Below are 24300 nucleotides of genomic sequence, written 5' to 3' on the forward strand. Positions count from 1 at the left end.
CCGCCGTTCGCGGCGCAGCGCTGCCACCGTCAGCACCTCTCAGCGCGAAACGAGTCTCCTGGACTCAGCGCGCCGGGAACGAGCGCTCGGGCGAGCCGACGTAGAGCTGCTGCGGGCGGCCGATCTTGGTCTGCGGGTCGAGGTTCAGCTCACGCCACTGCGCCAGCCAGCCCGGCAGGCGGCCGATCGCGAACAGCACCGTGAACATGCGCGTCGGGAAGCCCATCGCCTTGTAGATGACGCCGGTGTAGAAGTCGACGTTCGGGTAGAGCCGGCGCTCCTTGAAGTAGTCGTCGGCGAGCGCGATCTCCTCGAGCTCCTTGGCGAGGTCGAGCAGCGGATCTGTGACGCCGAGCTCGGAGAGCACCTCGTCGGCGGCCTCCTTGACGAGCTTCGCGCGCGGATCGTAGTTCTTGTAGACCCGGTGTCCGAAGCCCATCAGCTTCACACCGGCCTCCTTGTTCTTCACGCTCTCGACGAAGCGCTGCACGCTCTGTCCGGAATCGCGGATCTGACCGAGCATCGTCAGCACCGCCTCGTTCGCCCCGCCGTGCAGCGGGCCCGAGAGCGCCTGGATGCCGGCCGAGATCGACGCGAACTGGTTCGCGCCCGTCGAGCCGACCAGACGCACGGTAGAGGTCGAGGCGTTCTGCTCGTGATCCTCGTGCAGGATCAGCAGCAGCTCGAGCGCCTTCGACATCACCGGGTTCACCTCGTACGGCTCGCTGTGCACGCCGAAATTGAGCTTCAGGAAGTTGTCGACGAAGCTCAGCGAGTTGTCGGGGTAGAGGAAAGCCTGTCCGACGCTCTTCTTGTGCGCGTACGCGGCGATGACCGGCAGCTTGGCGAGCATGCGCACCATGTTCAGCTCGACGTGCTCGGGGTTGTGCGGGTCGGTCTGGCCCTCGTAGTAGGTCGACAGCGCCGCGACCGCGGATGAGAGCACCGACATCGGGTGTGCGGTGTGCGGCAGAGCCGAGAAGAAATGCTTGAGATCCTCGTGCAGCAGGGTGTGCCGGCGGATCTTCTCGTCGAACTCGGCGAGCTCGGTCGCCGTCGGCAGCTCGCCGTAGATCAGCAGCCAGGCCACCTCGAGGTAGCTGCAGTTCTTCGCGATCTGCTCGATCGGGTATCCGCGGTAGCGCAGGATGCCCTGATCGCCGTCGATGAAGGTGACGGCCGACTTGGTGGATGCTGTGTTCACGAAGCCGTAGTCGAGACCGGTGTAGCCGGTCTGACGCGTCAGCGTCGAGAAGTCGATGCTGTCGGTGCCGCTGCTTCCGCGGACGACGGGGAACTCCGCCGTGGTGTCGCCGATCGAAAGAGTCGCCTTCTCGGGCTGAGCTGCGCTCACGCCAACCTCCTGCTGCGTTCGTCTCGTCGTGGGCGATGAAAGACGCACGCAGCGCCGGTCCAGCAGACCCCATCGCCCCTACAGCCTAGTCGTGACCTCGGCCTACTGTGACATCCGCCAAGAGATGCGGGTCATCACGGCGTGGTACACACAAAAAACTCAGCGATCGGCCCCGCGCAGGCGCTCCGCGGCCTGCTCGACGCGCTCGAGCGGCGCGGTGAGCGACAGGCGCACGTGCTGGGCGGAGTGCTCGCCGTAGAAGTGGCCGGGCCCTGCGAGGATGCCGAGGGATGCCAGGCGGTCCATCGACTCCCAGGCATCACGCCCCTCTGTCGCCCACAGGTACAGGCCCGCCTCGGAGCCGTCGATGCGGAACCCGGCGTCGACGAGCGCCGGCAGCAGCGCGTCGCGGCGCTGACGATAGAGCTGCTTCTGCGCGGCGACGTGCTCGTCATCACGCAGGGCCACGGCCATCGCGTGCTGCACCGGCGCGGGCGGCATCAGGCCGAGGTGCTTGCGCGCAGCGAGGATGTCGCCGATCAGCGTCGAGCAGCCGGCGATGAACGCGGCGCGGTATCCGGCGAGATTGGACTGCTTGCTGAGCGAGTAGACGCTGAGCAGGTTCGCACGGCTGTCGCCTGTGACACGCGGGTCGAGCACCGACGGGATGGCCTGGCTCCGCCACGGGCCGTCCCAGCCGAGCTCGGCGTAGCACTCGTCGCTCGCCAGCACGGCGCCGAGCTCGCGAGCGCGGCGCACCGCGGCGCTCAGCGCCTCGAGGTTCCAGGTGCGCCCGTCGGGGTTGCCGGGGGTGTTGATCCAGATGAGCTTCGCACCCTCGGGCCATTGAGCCGGGTCATCGGCGGCGACGGTCGTCGCCCCGACGACCGCCGCACCGACGGCGTATGTCGGGTACGCGACGCGAGGATGAACGACGACATCGCCCGCACCGAGGCCGAGCAGGAGAGGCAGCAGCGCGACGAGCTCCTTCGAGCCGATCGTCGGCATGACGTTCGCCTCGGTGAGCCCGGGCACGCCGCGCCGGCGGGCATACCAGTCGACGATCGCGTGGCGAACATCGACCGTGCCGACGGTCTGCGGGTACGCGTGCGCGTCGGTGGCCTCGGCGAGCGCGCGGCGGATCACCTCGGGCGTGGGGTCGACCGGCGAGCCGATCGACAGGTCGACGAGGCCGTCGGGATGCTGAGCCGCCCGCTCGCGATAGGGGACGACGGCGTCCCAGGGGTAGTCCGCGAGATCCCGGACCCCCACTCAGTCCCCCTGCGGTGGCAGGACGCTGATCACCGGGTGGTCGAAGTCGTAGACGCCGACCTTGGATGCGCCGCCCGGAGAGCCGATCTCGTCGAAGAACTCGACGTTGGCCTTGTAGTAGTCGGCCCATTCCTCGGGCAGGTCGTCTTCGTAGTAGATCGCCTCGACGGGGCAGACCGGTTCGCAGGCGCCGCAGTCCACGCACTCGTCGGGGTGGATGTACAGCATCCGCTCGCCTTCGTAGATGCAGTCCACGGGGCATTCGTCGATGCAGGCGCGATCCTTGACATCGACGCAGGGAAGGGCGATCACGTACGTCACGGCTTCAGTCTACGACTCCTTAGCGCGCCTCGCCCCGCGGTGCTGCCGCACTCGCCGACAGATCCCTCAGGCGACGGGTGTCCGGCCAGGCCACGATGAGCATGACGATGCCTGCGGCGACGTACATCCAGATATTGCCGAGGGCCGTGTTCGGCACCACGATCGATCCCCCCGGTCCGCGCTGGGAGATCACCAGCAGCAGCGCCATCATGCCCAGTCCCGCGGCGAGCGCGGCCCAGCGATCTCCCGTCAGCGCGCGCAGCGCGATCAGCAGCGCGGCGCAAGCGACGCCGCCGAGGATCATGCCGACGGGGATCGGCCCGATCGTGAAGCTGTGCGCGATGGTGGCGGCGATGCCGTAGACGGCACCGACCAGGGCCGCGGCCAGCCACGAGAGGCCTCGGGAGAGCATTCTGCGCACGGAGTCAGCCTACTGCGCGCCACTGTCCGTCACCTGACGCAGCCCGTGTCACCCGGCGAGCCCGACCAGACGCAGCAGCGCCGCCACAGCCGCAGCGGCGAAGACGACGACGAGGAAGGACTGGCGCATCCACAGCAGACCGGCGGCGACGAGGACGGCCGGCACCCTGGCATCCACCATCACCGCCTGCCCGGCGCCCAGCGACTGCACCGCGACGAGCGCGCCCAGCAAGGCGACGGTGAGCAGATCCGAGATCCGTGCCGGCCTTGGCGCCTCCAGCAGGCCGGCCGGCACGAGGTACCCGGCGGCTTTCAGCCCGACGCAGATGCAGGCCGCGAGCAGCACAGCGCTCCACACCGTCATGACGTCGCCTCCGCCGTCGTCTCTGGGCGCCCCAGCCAGTTGAACCAGCCGACGACGACCGCGACGAGCGCGGCGACGAGCACCGGGAGACCGGGCAGGAGAAAGGGCGTGAGGCCGGCGGCTACGACCGCGGCGGCCACACCGACGGCGATCGCCTGCCGTTCCCGGAGCCGCGGCCAGAGCAGCGCGAGGAACGCGGCGGCGGCCGCCGCGTCGAGGCCCCACGTCTTCGGGTCGCCGAGCACGTCTCCCAGCAGGGCGCCGGCGAGCGTCGTGAGGTTCCAGCCGACGAGCACCCCGAGGCCGGTGAGCCAGAACCCGAGACGACGCAGGTGCGGCGTCTCCTGCGAGATGGCGACGGCTGTCGACTCGTCGATGGTGACGTGGGCGGCCGCCGCCCGGCGCCAGAAGCCGCCGCCGATGATCGATGACATGCGCATGCCGTAGGCGACGTTGCGCACGCCGAGCAGCGCGGCCGATGCGATCGCCGAGGGAAGAGCCGCGATGCCGCCGGCACTGAAGACGCCGATGAAGGCGAACTGCGAGCCGCCGGTGAACATCAGCAGGCTCAACACGCAGGTCTGCCAGACATCGAGCCCGGATGCCACTGATAGCGCGCCGAACGAGATGCCGTACGCGCTGGTGGCGATGGCGACCGCGAGGCCCTCCCGCCACACCTCCCTGCTGGCGCGGTCCGGCGGCCCTGTTCGCTCGGATGAACGCATGGACATCATTGTGAACAGCTATAAACGTCCAGTCAAATCGAACGATCGTTTGCCATAATGAACACATGGATCTGCGCGAACGTCTTGCCCTCGCCCTGCGCCGGGAGCGGGAGGGAGCCGGCTTATCGGTCTCCGAGCTCGCCAGACGAGCAGGAGTCTCGAAGGCGACCGTCTCGCAGCTCGAAGGGGGATCCGGCAACCCCAGCGTCGAGACGCTGTGGGCCATCGGTGTGGCATTGGGCGTGCCGTTCGCGACCCTGGTCGACGACCGTGCGCCGACGGCGCGGCTGATCCGTCTCGGAGATCATGCGGGGGTGCCGTCAGCGGCATCCCCCTATCTCGCCACACTGCTGTCTGCGGCGGCACCGGGCACGCGCCGCGACATCTACCTCATCCAGGCCGAGCCGGGCGAACCCAAGCGCTCGCTGCCGCACCATGCGGGCACGACCGAGCACATCGTGCTGATCAGCGGCGAGGCGCTGGTCGGACCCGATGAGGCGCCCGAGCTGCTGCAGCCGGGCGACTACCTGTCGTACGCCGGCGACGCGCCGCACATCTTCGACGCGCGCAGTCCCGGCACCAGCGCGGTGCTGGTGTCGGAGCTGCGCTGACGTCTCGGCGGCTCAGTACCAGTTGACCGCCTGCGAGTGGCCCCAGGCCGCGCACGGCGAGCCGTAGGCGCGGTCGATGTAGCCCAGCCCCCAGGCGATCTGCGTCGCGGCGTTGGTGCGCCAGTCGGCGCCGGCGCTGGCCATCTTGCTCCCAGGGAGCGACTGCGGGATGCCCGTGGCCCCGCCGTTGGGGTTGTAGGCCTGGTAGTTCCAGCCCGACTCCTTGGTCCACAGCTTCGCCAGGCACGAGAACTCGCCCTCGCCCCAGCCGTAGCGCTCAGCGGCCATGGCGCGCGCGGTCGCCTTCGCGCCCTCGGGCGTGTTCGCCGCCGCCAGGCGAGCCTGCTCCTCAGCCGCTCGTCGTGCGGCTTCCTCGGCGGCGATGCGCTCGGCCTCCGCCTTCGCGCGCGCTGCCTCCGCAGCCACGCGTGCGGCCTCCGCTTCCTTCCCGGCGGTCAGCGCGTTCTGCAGGTCGGAGGTCTTCGACTGGACGATGGTGGTGCCCAGCACCACATCGGCCGTGAGGTCGGCGACCTCTTCAGACGACAGCTGATCGGTCTTCACGAGCTTCTTCACGTCGGCCGTCAGCTCGCTGAGGTCGATCTCGGTCTGCTCGGTCGGCAGCGAGAACTCGACCTGGGCGACCACGTTGTTCAGCGACGCGGCGTTCACCAGGGCGATCTTGCCGTGGTCCGCGGCGTCGGCCGCCTGCTCGAGGGCGTGCTCGGAGGGGGTGGCGCCGATCGCGGCGGGGGCGAAGACCGCGCCGGCCGCGGCCGTGGCGGTCAGCACCGCGGCGATGGCGACGGCGATGAACGGACGCCGCATGCGGGAGGGGGCGGATGCCAGGTGTGCGACGCGCTCGGACGCACGGGTGTTCTGGATATCGATCATGGGGTGAGGTTCGACCTTCGGGTTGTCGACGGCCCGGACCCCTCGGGGCGCGCTCATCGGGAGCGCCGTATCCCGGGCACGAGAGACAAGCCTGTCCCCTGCACCTGGACGCCACCCTGCTCTCATCTGGACAGAACGTGCGCGCTTCCCGAGAATGACGCGCCACAGCACTCGGGGAAGTATGTTATGCGTTCGTTACTTTCCATACGCGCGGGCTGACCCGATGCCCGGCGTCGACGCCCGCTTTCAACGCTGAGGCCCCCTTGCAGCGACGCCGCCCGGAGGGGCGCGGATGCTGCGAGGGGGCCTCGACGAACAGCAGGCGGGTCAGGCGTTGGCGTCCTGACGCTTCAGGCGCGACGCCTCGCGACCGCGGGTGGTCTGGTCGAGGATCACCTTGCGGATGCGCACGGCATCCGGCGTCACCTCGACGCACTCGTCTTCGCGGGCGAACTCGAGCGACTCCTCGAGCGACAGGATGCGCGGCGGGGTCATCGACTCGAACGTGTCGGCCGTGGAGGAGCGCATGTTGGTGAGCTTCTTCTCCTTGGTGATGTTCACGTCCATGTCGTCGGCGCGCGAGTTCTCGCCGATGACCATGCCCTCGTAGACCTCTTCGGTGGGCTTGACGAAGAACGACATGCGCTCCTGCAGGGCGATCATCGCGAACGGGGTCACGACGCCGGAGCGGTCGGCGACGATCGAGCCGTTCTGACGCGCGACGATCGAGCCCGCCCATTCGTCGTAGCCGTGCGAGATCGCGTTGGCGATGCCGGTGCCGCGGGTGATCGAGAGGAACTCGGTGCGGAATCCGATCAGACCGCGGGAGGGCACGATGAACTCCATGCGGATCCAGCCGGTGCCGTGGTTGACCATGTTGTCCATGCGGCCGCGACGGTTCGCCATCAGCTGCGTCACCGCACCGAGGTGCTCCTCGGGCACGTCGATGGTGAGGTGCTCGTAGGGCTCGTGCACCTTGCCGTCGATCTTGCGGGTGACGACCTGCGGCTTGCCGACGGTGAGCTCGAAGCCCTCGCGGCGCATGTTCTCGACGAGGATGGCGAGCTGCAGCTCACCGCGGCCCTGCACCTCCCACGCATCCGGACGCCCGATGTCGTTCACGCGCAGCGACACGTTTCCGATCAGCTCGCGGTCGAGACGGTCCTTCACCATGCGAGCCGTCAGCTTGTGACCCTTGACCTTGCCGACCAGCGGCGAGGTGTTCGTGCCGATCGTCATCGAGATCGACGGCTCGTCGACCGAGATCTGCGGCAGCGGGCGCACGTCCTCCGGGTCGGCGATGGTCTCGCCGATCATGATGTCCGAGAAGCCCGCGATGACGGCGATGTCGCCGGGCCCGGCCGACTCGGCCGGGTAGCGCTCGAGCGCCTTGGTCATGAGCAGCTCGGTGATGCGCGCGTTCTGAGTGGTGCCGTCCTGACGCACCCAGGCGACGGTCTGACCCTTCTTCAGGGTGCCGTTGAAGATGCGCAGCAGGGCCAGGCGGCCGAGGAAGGCCGACGAGTCGAGGTTGGTGACCCACGCTTGCAGCGGAGCCTCGTCGTCGTACGACGGGGCCGGCACGTGCTCGAGGATCGCCTCGAACAGCGGCTCGAGATCGTCGTTGTCGGGCAGTTCGCCGTTCGCGGGACGGTTGCGGGAAGCGGCTCCCGCGCGACCGGAGGCGTAGACGACCGGAACGTCGAGCAGCGCGTCGACGTCGAGGTCGGGCACGTCGTCCTGCAGGTCGCTGGCCAGGCCCAGCAGCAGGTCGTGCGCCTCTTCCTCGACCTCGGCGATGCGGGCGTCGCCGCGGTCGGTCTTGTTGACCAGCAGGATGACGGGCAGCTTGGCCTCGAGCGCCTTGCGCAGCACGAAGCGAGTCTGCGGCAGCGGACCCTCGGAGGAGTCGACCAGCAGCACGACGCCGTCGACCATCGACAGCGCGCGCTCGACCTCGCCGCCGAAGTCGGCGTGACCGGGGGTGTCGACGACGTTGATCGTCACCGGCCCCTCGCTGTGCTTGCCGTTGTAGGTGATCGCCGTGTTCTTGGCGAGGATCGTGATGCCCTTCTCACGCTCGAGGTCGTTCGAGTCCATCGCGCGCTCTTCGACGTGCGCGTGCTCGCCGAACGAGCCGGTCTGACGGAGCATGGCATCGACGAGCGTGGTCTTGCCGTGGTCGACGTGTGCGACGATCGCGACGTTTCGGAGGTCAGAGCGGAGGGCGTGCGCCATTCAAGAAGTCCAATGCGGATTTGGTGTGAGATGGGGTGCCGCGTGCGCCGGATGAACGAGAGCGACGTTCCAGAATAGCGCACGCTCTCTGAACAGTGCCTGACGCGTTCGAATCGCTGAAACGGCGCCGATCGGGCGTGGATGCGGCCGATTGAGCTATCCGAACGGTCGCATCTACGATCAAGAGGGTGACGGCGACCAGGACGCGGCTGTGGTGGGAGATCGGCATCGTCCTCGCTCTGGGGCTCGGCCAGTCGGCGGTGTACGCGGTCGTACAGCTCGCCTACCGGCTCACCGACTCCACTCCCCTGGCCGATCAGACCGCGACGCTGAACCCCTCGCGCAGCGACCGTGAGGTCTTCGACCTCATCTATCAGCTGCTCTCGATCGGCTTCGGCGTCATGCCCGTGCTGCTGGTCTGCTTCCTGCTCTGGCGGTCACGCAGGCCGCATCTCGGGATGCTCGGACTCGACGGCACGAGACCCGCGCGCGACATCTGCTGGGGCCTCGGGCTCCTGGCCGTCATCGGCATCCCGGGGATGGCGCTCTACTTCGTCGGCCGCGCGCTCGGCTGGTTCGTGGCCGTCGACCCGGCAGGCCTCGACGCCCACTGGTGGACGGTGCCGGTCCTGCTGCTGTCGGCGGCTCGGGCATCGATCCAAGAGGAGTTCGTCGTGCTCGGCTACCTGTTCGCCAGACTCAGGCAGCTCGGCTGGGGCATGTGGCCGATCATCGTCGCGACCAGTGCGCTGCGGGCCACCTATCACCTCTACCAGGGTCCCGGTGCGTTCGTCGGCAACCTCGCGATGGGGCTGCTGTTCGGCTGGCTGTTCGCTCGGACCGGGCGTCTGATGCCGTTCCTCGTGGCGCACTTCGCGATCGACGCGACCGTCTTCGTCGGGTACCCGTGGGCGGCCGATACGTGGCCGGCGCTGTTCGGTCTCTCCGGCTGAAGGTCGCGCGCCTCAGGCGCGCGTGACCAGCACGGCCGTCACGGCCCAGGCGATGAGGACGAGCAGGGCGATGATCGCCGGGAAGTCCCACCCTCGTCGCACGGGCGGGACCGGCGTGACGTTCACCGCGCTCGCCTTCGCCTTGCGCAGCGCCGCCACGGCATCGTCAGCGCGTCCGTTGGCGTCTTCCTTGGTGCGTCCAGGGCCGAGACGCTGCGGCCGGCGCCTGGCGGGACCGCCGAAGCAGGTCACCAGCGAGCCGTCGTCGAGAGTGATCTCGATCTGCCAGCGCATCCGGATCTGCTGCACCCGCGCCCAGGGCACGAAGACGGTGCGCAGCAGGTTCTGCACGAGAACACCATCCCGAGTGGCACGCACCCGGGACGCCACGCCGAGAACGTACACCGCCCACAGCACGAGCAGCGGCCACGGAGCCAGCAGCGCCGCCGTGACGGCATCCGCTCGCACCGCGGCGTCGATCAGCAGCACCGCCGAGACGATCGAGCAGATCACCAGCAGCGCCACCCCGCCCCGGCTGCGGAGCGAGGCGGCGCCGGCTGGTGCCATGGGAGGCTCGGCTGTCACAGGCCGGCGCCGCCCAGCGGCAGGGATGCGCCCGGGATCGCGTCGAGCAGGCGACGGGTGTACTCCTCCTGCGGGTCGGAGAAGATCGAGTCGACCGTGCCCTGCTCGACGATCCTGCCCTTCTCCATCACGCACACGAGGTCTGCTGCCACCCGCACGACGGCGAGGTCGTGCGTGATGAACAGGTACGTCAGACCGAGCTCGTCCTGCAGGTCGGAGAGCAGATGCAGGATCTGGTCCTGCACCAGCACGTCGAGCGCCGACACCGCCTCGTCGAGCACGACGATGTCCGGCTTGAGCGCGAGGGCCCTGGCGATGGCCACGCGCTGACGCTGACCGCCGGACAGCTCGTTCGGATACCGCTCGGCGAGCTCGCGCGGCAGCGAGACCTGGTCGAGCAGCTCGAGCGATCGCCTGTGCTGCTCGTCGCGCGTGCCGATGCCGTGCACCTGCAACGGCTCGCTGATGAGGTTGCCGATGCTGCGCAGCGGGTCGAGCGAACCGTACGGGTCCTGGAAGACCGGCTGCATGCGCCGCCGCAGCGCGAAGACCTCGGCACGCGACATGGCGCTCGTCGCCTCGCCGTCGATGAGGATCTCACCGTCGGTCGGCTTCTCGAGCTGCAGCAGCATCTTCGCGACCGTCGACTTCCCGGACCCCGATTCGCCCACCAGAGCGAGCGTCTTGCCCCGAGGAATCGAGAACGACACGCCGTCGACCGCCAGGAACTTCTCGCTGCGCAGGCCACCGCTGCGGATCGAGTACTCCTTGACGAGGTCGCGCACCTCCACCACGGCAGGCGCGGCATCGACCGCATCCGCCTCCCGGGTGGTCACGGCGCCGATCCGCTTGGATGCGAGGCTGGGCGCGGCGGCCACCAGGCGCTGGGTGTACGGGTGCTGCGGTCGGGAGAGGATCTCGGTACTGGGTCCGGCCTCGACGATCTCGCCCTGGTTCATCACGATGATGCGGTCGGCGCGGTCACCGGCGAGACCCAGATCGTGCGTGATCAGCAGCACCGAGGTGCCGCGTTCGCTGGTCAGGCTCGCCAGGTGATCGAGGATCACCCGCTGCACGGTCACATCCAGTGCACTGGTCGGCTCGTCGGCGATCAGCAGCTGGGGATCGGCGGCGAGGCCGATGCCGATCAGCGCACGCTGTCTCATGCCACCCGAGAACTGGTGCGGGAACTGGTGCATGCGGCGGGCGGCGTCGGCGAGACCCGCCTGCTGCAGCACCTCGACGGCGCGGTCATGCACCTCCTGACGGCCCTGGGCCAGTCCGTTCGCGCGCACCGCCTCCTTCACCTGGAAGCCGATCGACCACACGGGGTTGAGATTCGACATCGGATCCTGAGGGACGTAGCCGATCTCGCGGCCGCGGATGTTCTCGAGCTCGGCCCGCTTCGCGGTCGTGAGCTCGCGTCCGTCGAGCGTGATGCTGCCGCCCGTGACGTGTCCGGTGCCGGGAAGCAGCCCGATGATGGCGGCCGCGGTGGTGGACTTGCCCGAGCCCGACTCCCCCACGATCGCCAGCGTCTCGCCCGCCATCATGTCGAAGCTCACGCCATGCAGCACTTCGCGGATCTTCTTGCCGCTGCGGAATGCGACGCGCAGGTCGCGCACGCTGAGCAGAGGTTCGCTCATCGCTGGGCCCTCGCCTTCGGGTCGACGGCGTCGCGCAGCAGCTCACCGAGCGTGACGAACGCCAGCACGGTGATGGTCAGGGCCAGCGACGGCCAGAACAGCGCCATCGGCGCGGTGCGGATGGTGGTCTGAGCCTGGCTGATGTCCAGGCCCCACGACATGGTGCCGCTGAGGCCTACGCCGAGGAACGACAGCGTCGCCTCGGCGACGATGGCACCCGCCAGTGCAAGCGTGGCGACCACGATGACCGGGGCCATCGCGTTGGGCAGCACGTGCACGAGAAGCGTCTTGAACTTCGACATGCCGATGGACTCGGCCCCCATGACGAAGTCGGCCTGTTTGACCCGGAGCACTTCAGCGCGCATGATGCGCGCCGTCGATGCCCAGGCGAAGCCGCCGATCGCGAAGGCGAGCACGATCTCGTTGCGCTGCGGCAGCACCGACATCACGACGATCGCCGCGATGATGTACGGGATCGTGAAGAAGATGTCGCCCACCCGGGAGAGCACCGAGTCGAGCCAGCCGCCGTAGAAGCCGGCAAGAGCCCCCATGACGATTCCGACGATGGTACTGATCACCGTGGCCAGAGCACCCACGATGAGCGAGGTGCGGGTCCCCCAGATCACGCGCGAGTACACGTCGCAGCCCTGACGGGTGAATCCGAACGGATGCCCTGACTCGGGCCCGGCGTTGCTCTTCGACAGCACGCAGCCGTTGGCCGGAGGCACGTTGGTGAACAGGCTCGGCGCGAGCGCGACGATGATCACCAGCAGCACGAAGGCGGCCGAGATCCAGAACAGCGGGCGGCGGCGCAGGTCGCGCCATGCGTCCAGCCACAGGTTGCTGGGCTTGGCGTCGATGCGCACGACGTCGACGGGCACCGATGTGGTGTCCGCGGGCGCGACGTAGTGGCCGCGGTCGAGGTCAGGTCGTGACATAGCGGATCCTCGGGTCGAGCAGGCCGTAGAGAAGATCCACGACGAGGTTGATGAGCACGTACACGACGACGAACACCGTCACGAACGACACGACTGTCGGATTCTCGCCGCGGATGATCGCCTGGTAGAGGGTGTTGCCGACGCCGGGCACGTTGAAGATGCCCTCGGTCACGGTCGCGCCGACCATGAGGATGCCGAAGACGGTGCCGAGGTCGGTGACCATCGGGATGAGCGAGTTGCGCAGCACGTGCACGGGGATGACCCGACGGCGCGAGAGGCCCTTGCTGTACGCCGTGCGCACCCAGTCCTGCCCGAGGGTCTCGATGGTCGACGCGCGGGTCAGCCGCATGCTGGTGGCGTAGACGCTGAAGCCGAGCACGATCGCCGGCAGCCAGAGATCACCCCAGTCGTTGCGCGCACCCACCGTGGGCCTGAACCAGCCGAGCTGCACCGCGAGGAAGTACTGCGCCAGGAAAGACAGCACGAAGATCGGCACGGCGATGAAGATCAGCGCCAGCACGAGCATGGAGTTGTCGAACAGGCCGCCTTTGTCGAGCGCGGAGAACAGGCCGATGATGATCGCGAGCACGAACGCGATGGCGACCGCCAGGACCGCAAGGCGCAGGGTGACCGGGAACGTGCGCGCCAGGATGTCGGAGACGGCCTGGCCCGAGAAGCTCGTGCCGAAGTCGAGCCGGAAGATGCCGGCGATGTAGTACCCGTACTGGACGAGGAACGGCTCGTCCAGGTGGTACTCGGCGCGGAGCCGCTCGAGCACGGCGGGGTTCGGCTGCTTGTCGCCGAACAGTCCGGCAATGGGGTCGCCGGGCATGGCGAAGACCATGAAGTAGATCAGCAGGGTCGCACCGAAGAACACGGGGATCGCCTGCAGGATTCGTCTGAGGATGTAAAAGGCCACCCTCGACCTCCCTTCGGGTACGGGGCGCGGATCGCGCGCCTCGAGGGCAAAGATAACGAGGCGGTGGTGCGAGCACCACCGCCTCGTTGCGAAGGGTTACTCCGCCTTCTTCTTCTCGATGTCGGAGAAGAGCGGAACGGAGTTCCAGCCGAACTTCACGTTGTCGACGTTCTCGCCGTAGCCGCCGACGACGTTCGAGTACCACAGGGGCATCGCGGGCAGATCCTCGAGGAGGATCTCCTGCGCCTGCTGGTACAGCTTGTTCGCCGCCTCGGGGTCGGTCTCGGAGACACCCTCCGACAGCAGCTTGTCGAACTCGGGGTTCGAGTAGTCACCGTCGTTGGAGCCGGCGTTGGTCGCGTACAGCGGTCCGAGGAAGTTGTACAGACCCGGGTAGTCGGCCTGCCATCCGGTGCGGAACGCGGTCTCGATCGTGCGGTCGGTGACCTTGGAGCGCAGCTCCTTGAAGGTCGGGTACGGGGCGCCGGAGGCGTCGATGCCGAGCGTGTTCTTGATGGAGTTCACGGTCGCGTCGACCCAGGCCTGGTGGCCGCCGTCAGCGTTGTACGCGATCTGGAACGAGCCGCTCCACGGGCTGATCTTGTCGGCCTCGGCCCACAGCTCCTTGGCCTTCTCCTCGTTGAACTCGAGCACCTCGGCGCCCTTGAGCGTGTCGGTCCAGCCGTCGATGACCGGCGACGTGAAGTCGCTGGCGGGGGTGCGGGTGCCCTGGAAGATCACGTCGGTGATCTCCTTGCGGTTGATCGCCATCGACAGCGCCTGACGACGCAGCTTGCCCTCTTCGCCGCCGAAGTGCGCGAGGCGCTCGGGGATCGTGAAGGACTGGAAGATGGCCGCCGGCTGGTTGACCGCGCGGTCGCCGAGGTCGGACTCGTAGTTGCCGAAGGCCGAGTCCGGGATGGCGTCGAGGACGTCGAGCTCGTTGGCGAGCAGGTCGTTGTACGCGGCGTCCTGCGTGGCGTAGAAGACGATCTCGAGACCGCCGTTGGCAGCCTTCTTCGGGCCGTCGTAGTCGGGATTGGCGACGAGGTTGATGCCCACGTCGTGCTTCCAGGCGCCCTCACCGTCGAGCATGTAGGAGCCGTTGCCGATGGGGTTCTCGCCGAAGGCCTCCATGTCCTCGAACGCGACGTCCGGGAGCGGATAGTAGGCCGAGTAGCCGAGACGCTGCGCGAAGTCGGCTGCGGGCTTGTTGAGCTTGATCGTGAAGGTGTGGTCGTCGACCTGCTTCAGACCGGTCAGCTCGGAGTCCTCGTCGTAGCTGAAGCCCTCGATGTCCTCGAAGAAGTAGCTGGAGAGCTGCTCGTTCGATGCGAGCGCGCCGTAGTTCCACGCCTTGATGAAGTTATCGGCGGTGACCTCTTCACCGTCGGTGAACTTCAGGCCCTTGCGGAGCTTCACCGTGATGTTCTGCGGGTCGTCGACGCTGATGTCCTCGGCGACCTCGTTGAACACGGCGCCGTCGGCCTCGTAGCCGATGAGTCCGGCGAAGATGGCGTCGAGGATCTTGCCGCCGCCGGTCTCGTTGGTGTTGGTCGGGATCAGCGGGTTCTGGGGTTCAGAGCCGTTGACCTTGATGATCGCAGACGCATCGGCGTTCGACGAGCCCTTGTCTGCGTCGGGCGAATCGCCGCTGCTTGCGCATCCGGAGAGTGCCAGGGCACTCGCCGCGAGCAGCGCAATGCCCGCGAGGGTGATCTTGTTGTGCTTCACAGTGTCCTCCTGTGGACCGGGACATGCACGCGCTCGACGTCGAACGCGCTCACATCCGATCCTAAGACCCGACGCGGATGTCACCAGCACGCCCGCAGAAGTGTTATGCACCCTTAACCGAATCACCCCCGCCGCGGTTGCGACGGGGGTGATTCACCGCTATCAGGCGAACGCCTCGATGGGCGGGCAGGCGCACACGAGGTTGCGGTCGCCGTACGCCTGGTCGATGCGCCGCACCGGCGGCCAGTACTTCGCGGCGACCAGGGCGCGCACCGGGTACGCGGCCACCTCGCGCGAGTAGGCGTGCTGCCACTCCCCGGCGATGAGGGATGCCGCGGTGTGCGGCGCATTCACCAGCGGGTTGTCGTCGGCGGGCCAGGTGCCGGCGGCCACGGCATCCGCCTCCGCCTTGATCTGGATCATCGCCTCGATGAAGCGATCGACCTCGGCGAGGTCCTCGGACTCGGTCGGCTCCACCATCAGTGTGCCTGCGACGGGGAACGACATCGTGGGCGCGTGGAAGCCGTAGTCGATCAGGCGCTTCGCGACGTCGTCGACCGAGATGCCGGTCGCCTCCTTCAGCGGGCGCAGGTCGAGGATGCACTCGTGCGCGACCCGGTCGTTCTTCCCCGTGTACAGCACCGGGTAGTGATCGCGCAGACGCTGGGCGATGTAGTTGGCCGAGAGCACGGCAGCCGCCGTGGCGCTGCGCAGCCCCTCGGCGCCCATCATCCGCACGTACGCCCACGAGATCGGCAGCACGCCGGCCGACCCGTAGGGAGCGCCCGAGACAGGGCCGCCGTCGAACACGAAGCCTCCGGCGTGCTCGCTCTTCTGCGCCTGCGGGTGGCCCGGCAGGTAGGGCGCGAGGTGGGCCTTGGCCGCCACCGGGCCGATGCCAGGACCGCCGCCGCCGTGCGGGATGGCGAAGGTCTTGTGCAGGTTGAGGTGCGACACGTCGCCGCCCAGGTCGCCGAAGCGCGCGTAGCCGAGCAGCGCGTTGAGGTTCGCTCCGTCGACGTACACCTGGCCGCCCGCCTCGTGCACCGCGGAGGTGATGTCGACCACCTGCTGCTCGTACACGCCGTGCGTCGACGGATAGGTGATCATCAGCGCCGACAGCGCCTCGGCGTGCTGAGCGATCTTCGCGCGCAGGTCGTCGAGGTCGACGTTGCCGAGCTCGTCGGTGGCCACGACGACGACCTTCATGCCGGCGAGCACCGCCGACGCCGCGTTCGTGCCGTGGGCCGAGCTCGGGATGAGGCAGACGTCGCGGTGCGCGTCTCCGTTCGCGAGGTGGTAGCCGCGGATCGCCAGGAGCCCTGCCAGCTCGCCCTGCGAGCCGGCGTTCGGCTGCAGCGAGACGGCGTCATATCCGGTGACCTCGGCGAGCCACGCCTCGAGCTGGTCGATCATCGCCAGAGAGCCCTCGACATCCTCCGCCGGGGCGAACGGGTGCAGCTGAGCGAACTCCGGCCAGGTGATCGCGGCCATCTCGGTGGCCGCGTTGAGCTTCATCGTGCACGAGCCCAGCGGGATCATGCCGCGATCGAGCGCGTAGTCGCGGTCGGCGAGCTGCTTGAGGTAGCGCATCATCGCCGTCTCGGAACGGTGCGCGTGGAAGACGGGGTGAGTCAGGTACTCGTCGTCACGGCGCAGCGCCTCGGGCAGCGCGTCGTCGCCGACCATGAACCCGAAGACCCGCTCCTGCTTGCCGCCGAACAGCACCGCCACACGGTGCAGGTCGGTGAACGTGGTGGTCTCGTCGACCGAGATGCCGACGGTGTCGGCATCCGTCAGCCGGAGCAGGATGCCCTGGGCGTGCGCCTTGGAGACCACGGCCTCCGCCGCGCCAGGGACGCGCACGGTGATCGTGTCGAAGAACGCACCGTGCACGACCTCGGCACCGGCCTCGACGAGCCAGTCGCGCAGCACTGTCGCCTTGGCGGCGACCTCGGCGGCGATCGCACGCAGACCGTCGGGGCCGTGGTAGACGGCGTACATCGAGGCCATCACGGCCAGCAGGACCTGCGCGGTGCAGATGTTGGACGTGGCCTTCTCGCGGCGGATGTGCTGCTCGCGGGTCTGCAGCGAGAGGCGGTATGCCGGGTAGCCGGCCGCGTCGACCGAGACGCCGACCAGGCGGCCGGGCAGCTGGCGCTCGAGACCGGCGCGCACGGCCATATAGCCTGCGTGCGGGCCGCCGAAGCCCATCGGCACGCCGAAGCGCTGGGTCGTGCCCACGCCCACGTCGGCACCGAGCGAGCCCGGCGAGCGCAGCAGCGTGAGGGCGAGCAGGTCGGCCGCGGCGACCGCGATGCCGTTCGCCAGGTGCGCGGCGTCGATCACGGCGCTCGGATCCCACACGCGTCCTGAGGCGCCGGGGTACTGCACGAGCACACCGAACAGCTCGTCGGGAAGCTGTTCGCCACCGGCGAGATCGCGCTCGACGAGCTCGATTCCCACCGCATCCGCGCGCGTGCGCAGCAGCGCCTTGGTCTGCGGAAGCGCGTCGGCGTCGACGACGAAGACGTTCGACTTCGACTTGGACGCCCGCCGTGCCAGCAGCATGCCCTCGGCGACGGCGGTCGACTCGTCGAGCATCGACGCGTTCGCGGTCGACAGGCCGGTGAGGTCGGCGACCATCGTCTGGAAGTTGATCAGCGCCTCGAGGCGCCCCTGCGAGATCTCCGGCTGGTAGGGCGTGTAGGCCGTGTACCAGGACGGGTTCTCGAGCACGTTGCGCTGGATCACCGACGGGGTGAGCGTGCCGTAGTAGCCCAGGCCGATCATCGGGCGGTTCACCGTGTTGCGGCCGGCGAGCGCGCGCAGCTCGGCGAGAGCCTCCGCCTCGCTGGCCGCGGCGGGGATGATCGAATCGTCGGAAGGGCCGGTGAAGATGGATGCCGGCACCGCCTGGCGCATGAGGGCCTCGATCGGCTCCTCATCGGTCGGGTCGAGTACGGGCGCCTGCGGGAGGCCGAGGGCGCGGAGCATGTGCGCGCTCGCCTCGGAGGTCACACCGATGTGGCGATCAGCGAACGAGACCACTCTCACGCCTCCGTGTGCGCCACGTAGGCGTCGCGGTCGAGCAGTCCGTCGAGCGCGCCGTCGGCCACCTCGACCTTGATCAGCCACGCGTCGCCGAAGGGCGCCGAGTTCAGCAGCGCGGGGTCGTCGACGACCGCGTCGTTGATCTCGACGACCGTGCCGGTGACGGGCGCGTACAGCTCGGAGACCGACTTGGTCGACTCCGCCTCGCCGAACGCATCGCCGCGGGTCAGCTCAGCGCCGACCTCGGGCAGCTCGACGAACACGATGTCGCCGAGCGCGTCAGCGGCGAAATCGGTGATCCCGATCGTCGCCGTGGCGCCGTCGAGGGCGACCCACTCGTGCTCTTCGCTGTACTTGAGGGTGGTGAGATCGGTCATTTCTTCCTCCGGTAGAAAGGCAGGGCGGTGCGGGTGGCGGGGATCTTCGTCCCCCTGACGTCGAGGAACAGGTCGGCTGCGTCTTCGGCGTGGATGGGATCGATGTAGGCCATCGCGATCGGGTGGCCGAGCGTGGGGCTGAGGGCGCCGCTGGTGACCTCGCCGACGACGGTGCCGTCTTCGAGCACGACGGGGTACCCCGCGCGCCCGGCACGACGCCCCTCGGCGGTCAGGCCGACGAGCACGCGCGCACCAGCGGGCGGCTCGACCGCGTCCTTGCCGACGAAGCGCTCCTTGTCGGCGACGACGACGCGTCCGAGGCCCGCCTGCGCGGGTCTGATCTCGCGGGAGAGCTCGTGGCCGTAGAGCGGCATGCCCGCCTCCAGGCGCAGGGTGTCGCGTGCGGCGAGACCGGCGGGCACGAGACCGTGCGATTCGCCCGCCGCGAGCACGGCATCCCAGAGCTCTGCGGCGTCTGCGGCCGAGACGAGCAGCTCGAAGCCGTCCTCCCCGGTGTACCCGGTGCGCGCCAGCAGAAGCGGTTTGCCGGCGAAGGTCGCGCTCGCCCACGAGTAGTACTTCTGCTCCGCCCACGGGACGCTGAGCTCGTCGATGCCGGCGACCTCGGTGAGGATCCGCTCGGACGCCGGCCCCTGCACGGCGATCAGCGCGAACTCGTCGGAGACGTCCTCGACCGTGACGGCGTGCCCTCCGGCGACGAACGCGAACGAGCCGTCCTCGCCGACGGCATCAGCGGTCGCGGCGAATTCGGCGGGACGGATCCGCGCCTCCAGCGCCTCGCGCACGGCATCCCTGTTGCCGGCGTTCGAGATGATGAGGAAGCGCTGATCGCCCATCCGGTAGACGATGACGTCATCGATGATGCCGCCGTCCTCCGCCAGCAGCAGCGAGTACTTCGCCTTGCCGACGGCCATGGCCGAGAGGCGGCCGGCCAGGCAGTAGTCGAGGTAGGCGGCGGCAGCGGGACCGTCGACGAGGAACTCGGCCATGTGCGAGATGTCGAAGACGCCGACGGCCTCGCGCACCGCGCGATGCTCGGCGAGGTCGGAGGTGTAGCGGACGGGCATCTGCCAGCCGCCGAAGTCTGTGAAGGATGCGCCGAGCGCCTCATGGCGTTCGCGCAGCGGGGTATAGCGGGGTTCGGTCATGGAGTTCTCCCGGTCAGGATCGGGCAGGACGACGTCGTCGGCATCCTCGGAACTCCCCCTCTGTCATCGGGCCTGAGAGCTTCGCCTTCGCCACCGGCTCGAAGAGCTGATGGACGAGGGCTTTCACCGTCGGCGGATGCGTGAGCATCTCTTTTCAGAGCGGCCGGACCTGGGCGGTAGGGGTACCTGAGAGATTGGCGGGGAGGCTTGCTCCTTCGGTGCCCGATCGCGTTCACCGGGCTCTCCCGCACGGGTCATGCGGCCTGTGTTCGATTAGGTCTCTCAGCATACCGTCTAGGCTCGTCGATGTGAGTGGCACGACCGGCGACACAGACGCGATCGGCGTCGCCGTGTCGACCGTCATCTTCTCGCTGCGCACCTGGGACGAAGGCGACCGGCTCATGCTGCCGCTCGTGCGGCGCACGCGCGAGCCGCATCTCGGGTCGTGGGCGCTGCCCGGCGGGTGGCTGGATCCGAGGGAGGATCTGGATGCCGCGGCATCCCGCACCCTCGCCGAGACGACCGCCCTGCAGCCGAGCTATCTCGAGCAGCTGTACACGTTCGGCGACGTCGGCCGCTCCCCCTCGCGCACCATCTCGATCGTCTACTGGGCACTGCTGCGCTCCGACCTCGTCGACGCGCAGCGCGCCCGGGCGGGGGCGCCGGAGAACGTCGAGTGGTTCGACGTCGACGCTCTGCCGGCGCTCGCCTTCGACCACAACCGCATCGCGGAGTACGCGCTGTGGCGTCTGCGCAACAAGGTCGCCTACAGTCGCATCGCCGCGGGCCTGCTTCCCGACGAGTTCACCCTCACCGAGCTGCGCGAGGTCTACGAGGCCGTGCTCGGACAGCGCCTGGACCCGTCGAACTTCCGCCGTCTGCTCGAGGGGTCGGACGAGCTCGTGCCGACCGAATCCTTCCGCACCGGCAAGCACCGCCCCGCCCGCCTGTACCGCTACGTCGCGCACGCCTGAGCAGGGCCTCGTCGACGACGCGTCGTCATCTGATTGCACTTGTGGTCAGATCGACCTAATCTGTTCGCAGACAGTAAATGTCATAGCGACCAGAAGGCGGTCCCGCATGTCCCCCCTCCCCGCGCTCGACCCGTCCGTCGACCACGCACTGCAGGCGATCGTCTCAGGCGCCTCGCTCGATCCGACCTGCAGCACGGATCTCGCCGCCGGCCCCTGGGACTTCGACTCCCGCCCCGGGTACGGTCCGGGTTCGTCGATGGGAGACGTCATCCCGGTCGGAGCCCCGCGTCAGGGTGAGCTGCCAGCCGCCTACCGCGAAGCCGGCGAAAAGGAGCTCGACGGCCGCATCCGCGCGGCGAAGCACGCCCTCGGCGATCGCGTCGTGGTGCTCGGCCACTTCTACCAGCGCGAGGAGGTCGTGCGGCACGCCGACTACGTGGGCGACTCGTTCCAGCTCGCGAACGCCGCGCTCGAGCATCCGGATGCCGAGGCGATCGTCTTCTGCGGGGTGCACTTCATGGCCGAGACCGCCGACCTGCTCTCCGGCCCCGACCAGGCGGTGATCCTGCCCAATCTCGCAGCCGGCTGCTCGATGGCCGACATGGCCGACATCGATCAGGTCGAGGACTGCTGGGAGCAGCTCGCCGACGTGCTGGGCCCGCTCGATCAGCCGGATGCCGAGGGACTGCTGCCCGTGATCCCGGTGACGTACATGAACTCCTCCGCTGCCATCAAGGGATTCGTCGGCAGGCACGGCGGCATCGTGTGCACCTCGTCGAACGCCGCGACGGTGCTGGAGTGGGCGTTCGCCCGCGGGCGGCGCGTGCTCTTCTTCCCCGATCAGCATCTCGGGCGCAACACCGCGAAGGCGATGGGGGTGCCGTTGGAGCGGATGCCGATGTGGAACCCCCGCCGGCCTCTGGGCGGATCCAGCGCCGACGAGCTGCGCGACGGTCGAGTCATGCTCTGGCACGGCTTCTGCTCGGTGCACCGCCGGTTCACCGTCGACCAGATCGATCGGGCGCGCGCCGAGCATCCCGACGTTCGCGTCATCGTGCATCCGGAATGCCCGGTCGAGGTCGTCGACGCCGCAGATGAGGCGGGATCGACCGACTACATCCGCAAGGCGATCGCCGGTGCGAGCGAGCCGACGACCTTCGCGATCGGCACCGAGATCAACCTCGTGCGGCGCCTTGCGGCCCAGCATCCGCAGCACGAGATCTTCTGTCTCGACCCGGTCGTCTGCCCTTGCTCGACGATGTACCGCATCCACCCCGGCTACCTCGCCTGGGTGCTGGAGGAGCTCGTGGCCGGACGGGTGCAGAACCGCATCCGCGTGGCCGACGACGTCGCCGAGCCCGCCAGGGTTGCGCTCGAGCGGATGCTGGCGGCGCGACCGCGATGAACGTGATCGTGATCGGCGGCGGCATCGCGGGTCTCACCGCCGCCCTGCGGGCCGACGCGCTGGGTCACCGCGTGACCCTGCTGGTCAAGGGCGCGCTCGGTGACGGCTGCACCGCGCGAGCGCAGGGCGGGATCGCCGGGGCGTACGGACCCGGCGACTCCCCCGCGCTGCACGCGCTGGACACGCTGCAGGCCGGCGACGGCCACGGCGACGCCCTCGCGATCACCGCGCTGGTCGACGGCGCCGCAGCCGCGATCGACGAGCTGATCGCCGCCGGCGTGGCCTTCGACCGCTTCGCGGACGGACTGCTCGCGCGCGGCCTCGAAGCCGCGCACAGCCGGCCGAGGATCGCGCACGCCGGCGGTGACGCCACGGGCGCTGCGATCTCGGCGGCCCTGGTGCGCCGACTGCGGGCGTCCTCGGTCGAGGTGCGCGAGGGGGCCTTCGTCGCAGACCTGCTCATCGTCAGAGGCCGGGTGCGCGGCGTCCGGTCGCTCGACGGCGTCGAGACGCACGCCGACGGCGTGATCCTGGCGACTGGCGGCGCCGGCCAGCTGTACGCGCACACCACCAACCCTCCCGGCGTCACGGGCGACGGGATCGCCCTCGCGCTGCGAGCGGGCGCTGCGGTCGCCGATCTCGAGTTCGTGCAGTTCCATCCGACCGTTCTCGCCGGCGGCGCGCCGTTCCTCATCTCCGAGGCGGTCCGCGGGGCGGGCGCCGTGCTACGAGATGCCGGCGGGCACCGTTTCATGCTCGACGAGCACCCGGATGCGGAGCTCGCCCCACGAGACGTCGTGGCACGGGCAGTCGCCCGTCGCGCCGCAGCACAGGCGGGGCCGGTGATGCTGGATGCCACGGCGCTCGGCGCCGAGACCCTGGCCGAGCGATTCCCCACCATCGGCGCCGAACTGCGACGTCGCGGGATCGACTGGTCGCGACGACCCGTGCCGGTGACCCCCGCTGCGCACTACCTGATGGGCGGGGTCGCCACAGACATCGACGGCCGCACGACTCTGCCCGGCCTGTGGGCTGTCGGCGAGACCGCATGCACCGGCGTGCACGGCGCGAACCGACTGGCATCCAACTCCCTCCTGGAGGGCGCCGTCTTCGGCGCTCGCGCAGCCGAATCCCTGACCCGCCATCCGCTCCGGTATGAGTTCGTGCCACCTGAGACCCCCGAGGGCGACGCGAACTCATCCGGGCGGGAGCAGCGGGTGGTCGTGGGCAGCGGCGGACAGGACGCGGACATCGTCGAGCGGAGGACCCTGCAGCAGCTGATGTGGGAGCAGGTCGGACTGATGCGCACCGAGGAGGGCCTGCGCGATGCGGTCGCCCGCCTGCACGCGTGGTCGCCGCCATCGGCGACGTCGCCGACGGCCCAGGAGGACGCCGATCTGCTCACCGTGGCGCGAGCCGTGGCATCCGCCGCTCTCGCCCGCACCCGCTCGCTCGGCGCCCACTTCATCGTCTCCCCCGCCCTGATCGGAGCCGCATGATCACCCCGGCAACCCTGCGTCGTACCGTGTCGGCGGCTCTGGAGGAGGATGCCCCGTGGGGCGATCTCACCAGCACCGCGCTGCTGCCCGCCTCCGCCCGCGCGACGGCGGATCTCGTCGCCCGCGAGCCCGGCGTCTTCAGCGGCGGCGAGGTGTTCACGGCGGCCTTCACGCTCACCGACGCCGACGCGGTGGTCGACCTCCACGTCGCCGACGGCGACCGCTTCGCGACGGGTGATGTGCTCGCGTCGGTGAGCGGCGCCGCACGCGCCCTGCTGACGGCCGAGCGGGTCGCGCTGAACTTCACGCAGCGGATGAGCGGCATCGCTACGCTCACGGCTGCCTACGTCGACGCGGTCGACGGCACAGGTGTGCGCATCGCCGACACCCGCAAGACGACGCCTGGGCTGCGCGAGTTCGAACGCCATGCGGTCGTCTCGGGCGGCGGCAGCAATCACCGGCGCACGCTGTCGGACGCCGTGATGGCGAAGGACAACCACCTCGCCGTGCTGCGTCAGAGCGGGCGGGATCTCGCCACGGCGCTGCGTGAGGCGCTCGGCCGCCTGCCGCACACCACGCACGTCGTGGTGGAGGTCGACCGGCTCGATCAGATCCCGGCTGTGCTCAAGGGCGGCGCGCACACCGTGCTGCTCGACAATTTCAGCCTCGCCGATCTTCGGGCGGCCGTCGCCCTGATCGGCGGCCGGGCGACAGCGGAGGCGTCCGGCGGTGTGAACCTCGACACCGTGCGGCGCATCGCCGAGACCGGCGTGCAGGTGATCTCGGTCGGTGCACTCACCCATTCCGCGCGGGCGCTGGATCTCGGGCTCGATCTGCGGGTCGGCTGA

Annotated in this window: 22 protein-coding genes and 2 riboswitches; of the genes, 6 read left to right on the forward strand and 16 right to left on the reverse strand. The window is 69.1% G+C overall.

Features of this window, described 5'->3' with window-relative positions; all coding sequences use genetic code 11:
* Positions 1 to 64 precede the first annotated feature (64 nt).
* The 6 genes from PGB26_RS13245 to PGB26_RS13270 all read right to left on the reverse strand — a co-directional run bounded on the left by PGB26_RS13245 (position 65) and on the right by PGB26_RS13270 (position 4456).
* On the reverse strand, positions 65 to 1354 hold the full coding sequence (locus tag PGB26_RS13245; RefSeq protein WP_271638125.1) for a citrate synthase: 1290 nt from the start codon (positions 1352 to 1354) through the stop codon (positions 65 to 67).
* 159 nt (positions 1355 to 1513) lie between these two features.
* The gene (dapC, locus tag PGB26_RS13250) at positions 1514 to 2626 is read right to left on the reverse strand and encodes a succinyldiaminopimelate transaminase (protein ID WP_271638127.1); all 1113 of its coding nucleotides are present in this window, start codon (positions 2624 to 2626) and stop codon (positions 1514 to 1516) included.
* Positions 2627 to 2947, reverse strand: a complete 321-nt coding sequence (gene fdxA / locus PGB26_RS13255) for a ferredoxin (protein WP_271638129.1) — start codon at positions 2945 to 2947, stop codon at positions 2627 to 2629. It lies immediately after the preceding gene.
* A gap of 19 nt (positions 2948 to 2966) precedes the next feature.
* Positions 2967 to 3359 carry a histidinol dehydrogenase gene (locus tag PGB26_RS13260; protein WP_271639683.1) on the reverse strand — a complete coding sequence of 131 codons (393 nt, stop codon included), beginning with the start codon at positions 3357 to 3359 and terminating at the stop codon, positions 2967 to 2969.
* Between the two features lie 57 nt (positions 3360 to 3416).
* Complete coding sequence (locus PGB26_RS13265) at positions 3417 to 3731, reverse strand: AzlD domain-containing protein (RefSeq protein WP_271638130.1); 315 nt, start codon at positions 3729 to 3731, stop codon at positions 3417 to 3419.
* Entirely contained in the window at positions 3728 to 4456 is a 729-nt protein-coding gene (locus tag PGB26_RS13270; RefSeq protein WP_271638131.1) for an AzlC family ABC transporter permease, read from the reverse strand. Before PGB26_RS13270 ends, PGB26_RS13265 begins: the two co-directional genes overlap by 4 nt.
* A gap of 65 nt (positions 4457 to 4521) precedes the next feature.
* Here PGB26_RS13270 and PGB26_RS13275 point away from each other — a divergent pair, with 65 nt between their 5' ends.
* Complete coding sequence (locus PGB26_RS13275; RefSeq protein ID WP_271638132.1) at positions 4522 to 5067, forward strand: helix-turn-helix domain-containing protein; 546 nt, start codon at positions 4522 to 4524, stop codon at positions 5065 to 5067.
* A gap of 12 nt (positions 5068 to 5079) precedes the next feature.
* Here PGB26_RS13275 and PGB26_RS13280 read toward each other — a convergent pair whose 3' ends face one another.
* Together PGB26_RS13280 and typA are read right to left on the reverse strand one after the other, a co-directional pair.
* Positions 5080 to 5961, reverse strand: a complete 882-nt coding sequence (locus tag PGB26_RS13280) for a phospholipase (RefSeq protein WP_271638133.1) — start codon at positions 5959 to 5961, stop codon at positions 5080 to 5082.
* A 327-nt stretch (positions 5962 to 6288) separates the two neighbouring features.
* Entirely contained in the window at positions 6289 to 8199 is a 1911-nt protein-coding gene (gene typA / locus PGB26_RS13285; RefSeq protein WP_271638134.1) for a translational GTPase TypA, read from the reverse strand.
* 188 nt (positions 8200 to 8387) lie between these two features.
* On the opposite strand from typA, the gene PGB26_RS13290 reads away from it, so the two are divergent.
* Positions 8388 to 9152, forward strand: a complete 765-nt coding sequence (locus tag PGB26_RS13290) for a CPBP family intramembrane glutamic endopeptidase (RefSeq protein ID WP_271638135.1) — start codon at positions 8388 to 8390, stop codon at positions 9150 to 9152.
* Positions 9153 to 9164: 12 nt separating this feature from the next.
* Here PGB26_RS13290 and PGB26_RS13295 read toward each other — a convergent pair whose 3' ends face one another.
* The 8 genes from PGB26_RS13295 to PGB26_RS13330 all read right to left on the reverse strand — a co-directional run bounded on the left by PGB26_RS13295 (position 9165) and on the right by PGB26_RS13330 (position 19574).
* Complete coding sequence (locus tag PGB26_RS13295) at positions 9165 to 9719, reverse strand: PH domain-containing protein (RefSeq protein WP_271638136.1); 555 nt, start codon at positions 9717 to 9719, stop codon at positions 9165 to 9167.
* Between the two features lie 14 nt (positions 9720 to 9733).
* Positions 9734 to 11383, reverse strand: coding sequence for a dipeptide ABC transporter ATP-binding protein (locus PGB26_RS13300; RefSeq protein ID WP_271638137.1), 1650 nt, complete (start codon positions 11381 to 11383; stop codon positions 9734 to 9736).
* Positions 11380 to 12321 carry an ABC transporter permease gene (locus tag PGB26_RS13305; protein ID WP_271638138.1) on the reverse strand — a complete coding sequence of 314 codons (942 nt, stop codon included), beginning with the start codon at positions 12319 to 12321 and terminating at the stop codon, positions 11380 to 11382. The genes PGB26_RS13300 and PGB26_RS13305 overlap by 4 nt, the downstream gene beginning before the upstream one ends.
* Entirely contained in the window at positions 12308 to 13240 is a 933-nt protein-coding gene (locus PGB26_RS13310) for an ABC transporter permease (RefSeq protein ID WP_271638139.1), read from the reverse strand. The genes PGB26_RS13305 and PGB26_RS13310 overlap by 14 nt, the downstream gene beginning before the upstream one ends.
* A gap of 96 nt (positions 13241 to 13336) precedes the next feature.
* Positions 13337 to 14974, reverse strand: coding sequence for a peptide ABC transporter substrate-binding protein (locus PGB26_RS13315; RefSeq protein ID WP_271638140.1), 1638 nt, complete (start codon positions 14972 to 14974; stop codon positions 13337 to 13339).
* Between the two features lie 162 nt (positions 14975 to 15136).
* Entirely contained in the window at positions 15137 to 17971 is a 2835-nt protein-coding gene (gene gcvP, locus PGB26_RS13320) for an aminomethyl-transferring glycine dehydrogenase (RefSeq protein WP_271639684.1), read from the reverse strand.
* 56 nt (positions 17972 to 18027) lie between these two features.
* A complete protein-coding gene (gene gcvH / locus PGB26_RS13325; RefSeq protein ID WP_271638142.1) occupies positions 18028 to 18405 on the reverse strand; it encodes a glycine cleavage system protein GcvH in 378 nt (125 codons plus the stop codon).
* Positions 18402 to 19574: an aminomethyltransferase family protein gene (locus PGB26_RS13330; protein WP_271638144.1), complete on the reverse strand. Its 1173-nt coding sequence runs from the start codon at positions 19572 to 19574 to the stop codon at positions 18402 to 18404. The genes gcvH and PGB26_RS13330 overlap by 4 nt, the downstream gene beginning before the upstream one ends.
* A gap of 53 nt (positions 19575 to 19627) precedes the next feature.
* Positions 19628 to 19737: riboswitch (glycine riboswitch) on the reverse strand.
* Position 19738: 1 nt separating this feature from the next.
* Positions 19739 to 19832: riboswitch (glycine riboswitch) on the reverse strand.
* A gap of 92 nt (positions 19833 to 19924) precedes the next feature.
* Here PGB26_RS13330 and PGB26_RS13335 point away from each other — a divergent pair.
* The 4 genes from PGB26_RS13335 to nadC all read left to right on the forward strand — a co-directional run bounded on the left by PGB26_RS13335 (position 19925) and on the right by nadC (position 24300).
* Positions 19925 to 20548, forward strand: coding sequence for an NUDIX hydrolase (locus tag PGB26_RS13335; protein WP_442923021.1), 624 nt, complete (start codon positions 19925 to 19927; stop codon positions 20546 to 20548).
* A gap of 106 nt (positions 20549 to 20654) precedes the next feature.
* Complete coding sequence (nadA, locus tag PGB26_RS13340; RefSeq protein ID WP_271638147.1) at positions 20655 to 21953, forward strand: quinolinate synthase NadA; 1299 nt, start codon at positions 20655 to 20657, stop codon at positions 21951 to 21953.
* Entirely contained in the window at positions 21950 to 23452 is a 1503-nt protein-coding gene (gene nadB / locus PGB26_RS13345) for an L-aspartate oxidase (RefSeq protein WP_271638149.1), read from the forward strand. Before nadA ends, nadB begins: the two co-directional genes overlap by 4 nt.
* Positions 23449 to 24300, forward strand: coding sequence for a carboxylating nicotinate-nucleotide diphosphorylase (gene nadC / locus PGB26_RS13350; RefSeq protein WP_271638151.1), 852 nt, complete (start codon positions 23449 to 23451; stop codon positions 24298 to 24300). The genes nadB and nadC overlap by 4 nt, the downstream gene beginning before the upstream one ends.

This window comes from Microbacterium sp. nov. GSS16 (assembly GCF_028198145.1).
Classification (GTDB): domain Bacteria; phylum Actinomycetota; class Actinomycetes; order Actinomycetales; family Microbacteriaceae; genus Microbacterium.